The following is a 2,609-nucleotide window of genomic DNA, read 5'->3' as shown; positions in this document are numbered from 1 at the left end:
AACTTTATCGTATGTAATCATGGTCTGGTGTATTGTTAAATATTTGAATTTCAGATACTTAAATATAAACATTTACCACCATGATTGCAATTTTAAATAGAATTAATAATCGAATTCAGGTTAGTAATAATATATTTGATATAACCAATTTAATAATAATTATTATGAGACAAAAATTAAACTTTCAACGATTATCACAAGATCTTGAGTTAATAGTTGGTAAAGAACTTTACACACTTAAGGGTGGTTTTAGTGGTGGTTATAGTGATAATAATCTTCCTTGGACCATAAAAAGGGACCCTAATAATTCAAGTTATAGCGATTACAATAATGGGGCTTTTTACAATAATGGAAGTGGGGGAATGGTTGATCTAGAAACACATGTTTTAACATTTGCAGACAATACCACAATAAATGTATATAGAAATCCTAACTCAAGTGGTTCTTCAAATTGCTTTGGTTATGCAATATTAGGAGATTATTTTTTACTTGATATAAATCCTGAAATTTTAGGCAAATTTGGATATGTGCAGTGTACTCAAGCTGAGGCATCATTGGTAATCGTTCAAAATGGAAATACATTTTCACATGCTGGCAAATATGACCGTCTCACTGACTCTTATTCAGCCACTGGTGGAACCCAGAATCATTACCAACAGAGTGGAATGAATTTAGCTACTTTTCTTAATCCGTATAGTAACGATAGTGATTTATCCAATGACGTTAATTACGGAACAGGCGGATTTGTTCCTGTTTATTATAAAATACAAGACCCAAATGGGGTTTTTACTGGTTATTAATTATAATTTTTATAAAATGAAATATTTATTACTTTTTGCTTTTATTATTTTTGGAAATTCAGCAGATTCTCAACATAATAGAACTACTACAAAAAAAAGTAGTATAATCAATACTAATGAAGATGTTGCTTTCTACAACTATGCTTTTGTTGTAGACGATATAGTTATTGATAGAAACAAACTTATCGATTATCCGAAGGCTGAAATTTATGATTTATTTCCCAATAGTAATACAATTGGAGGCAAGAGTTATTCAGGTGTCTTATATTTTAAAACAAATGCAGACCAAATCCCATATACACGTTATGCCGATGACCCTGCTTGGTTCCTTAATGGCAAGCAAATTAGCTCATTTAATATCAGAGAAACCTCACCAGAATATTATACTCATATTGTAAAATCATTAGCGGACACAATTATTAATGACAGACTTTATAAAGGATCTATCCATATTTTGACTGAAGAAAATTATTTTGATATACGTACAAGTTTTAAACAGATCCTTCTGAATTACAATGATATTGACCCCAAGGAAACCATGTTGTTTTGGTTCAGGTCTGTTCCTAAATTTACAAAAATAAATGACATTGGTGTTTTTGAAACTAATTTCGCCATTAATTATTTAGATAATGGCGATCTTAAAAAATTGAGGATAGACAGTTTACAACTCGTGAATGGTAGAAAATATGTTTTTCAGATAAAGAATGGAGGTAATAGATTTGCAAAGTCCTCATTATATGGAACTTCAAATAAATCAATAGCGATTTTCAAAAAGCCACTTATGATAGATACAGAATGTGCCTGCTATTTATCAGAATTTAATACAGATTCTATAGGTATTTTTCAATCTGTCGAAATTATGCCTATACCGTATGATGGAGAAAAATTCTATTTACAAAAACTTTCGTCTACATTAAAAATATTAAACAATAATAAATCAACATCCGCTGTATTAGATTCAATTAACGTTAGTTTTTTAATTACAGATATTGGCTTACTTACTAGGCTTCATTCTAATTCTTCTAATACGAATACAAATTCAGCAATATTACATGCAATAAAACGAAATGCTTGTTTGTGGACACCAGGGGTACAAAGTGGTATTCCTGTTAATACACAGCGGAATATGATAATATACTATAATAAAGACCAGGAAGGTAGTATTATGTCTTTTGATAAAATAAAATATCTTTAAAGGAAGTTTTTGGTATAAATAATTTCAAATTCTTTTTCACAATTAATTATGGTCGGCAAAAAAAACTATGTAATTATCTTGGCTTCAGGCAATGGGAATAGATTTGGTGGCACATTACCCAAACAATTTTGTAATATAGCTGGTAAGCCAGTTTTAATGCATTCAATTACTGTATTCGACTCTTGTCCTTTAAATATAGAAATAATTCTTGTTCTTCATCCTGAATATATTGCTTTTTGGAAGCAATTAGTGAAAGAGTATAATTTCAAAATTCCGCACAAAATTGTAAGAGGAGGAAAAGAACGTTTTTATTCTGCAAAGAATGCTTTAGAAATTATTTCAGATGGCGACGACGTAATAATTGGAATTCACGATGGAGTACGACCCTTTGTATCCCATGAAGTGATATTGAGAACATATTCAGAAGCCGCAAATCGTGGGGCTGTAATACCTGTTCTACCAACAGTTAACCCAATACGCATATTAACAACCTGAATTCGATAATTAAAAAGCGTACAATTGGTTAGTTTTTACCGTTTGATATTTGATTGAAGGTTTCTTAGGGAAGAAACTGTATGCTGCTAATCCAGCTAAGATATTTACGATAAAGTTGA

The 2,609-nt window shown here is 30.5% G+C and carries 3 protein-coding genes and 1 pseudogene; 3 read left to right on the top strand and 1 reads right to left on the bottom strand.

Features of this window, described 5'->3' with window-relative positions:
• The first annotated feature begins 80 nt into the window (after nucleotides 1-80).
• The 3 genes from FLS47_RS16880 to FLS47_RS16870 are packed head-to-tail and all read left to right on the top strand — an operon-like array spanning nucleotide 81 to nucleotide 2,490.
• Nucleotides 81-800, top strand: coding sequence for a hypothetical protein (locus tag FLS47_RS16880; RefSeq protein ID WP_149915497.1), 720 nt, complete (start codon nucleotides 81-83; stop codon nucleotides 798-800).
• A gap of 16 nt (nucleotides 801-816) precedes the next feature.
• Nucleotides 817-1,995 (top strand): hypothetical protein, encoded by a 1,179-nt coding sequence (locus FLS47_RS16875; protein ID WP_149915496.1) that lies wholly within the window; start codon nucleotides 817-819, stop codon nucleotides 1,993-1,995.
• Between the two features lie 48 nt (nucleotides 1,996-2,043).
• Complete coding sequence (locus tag FLS47_RS16870) at nucleotides 2,044-2,490, top strand: IspD/TarI family cytidylyltransferase (RefSeq protein WP_149915495.1); 447 nt, start codon at nucleotides 2,044-2,046, stop codon at nucleotides 2,488-2,490.
• Between the two features lie 9 nt (nucleotides 2,491-2,499).
• Here the strand turns inward: FLS47_RS16870 and FLS47_RS19190 are convergent.
• Nucleotides 2,500-2,609, bottom strand: a pseudogene (locus FLS47_RS19190) (IS982 family transposase); the annotation flags it as partial.

The sequence above is a fragment of the Sphingobacterium cavernae genome (assembly GCF_008520265.1).
In the GTDB taxonomy this organism is placed as follows: domain Bacteria; phylum Bacteroidota; class Bacteroidia; order Sphingobacteriales; family Sphingobacteriaceae; genus Sphingobacterium; species Sphingobacterium cavernae.
This window is presented reverse-complemented; position numbering and strand designations above follow the sequence as displayed.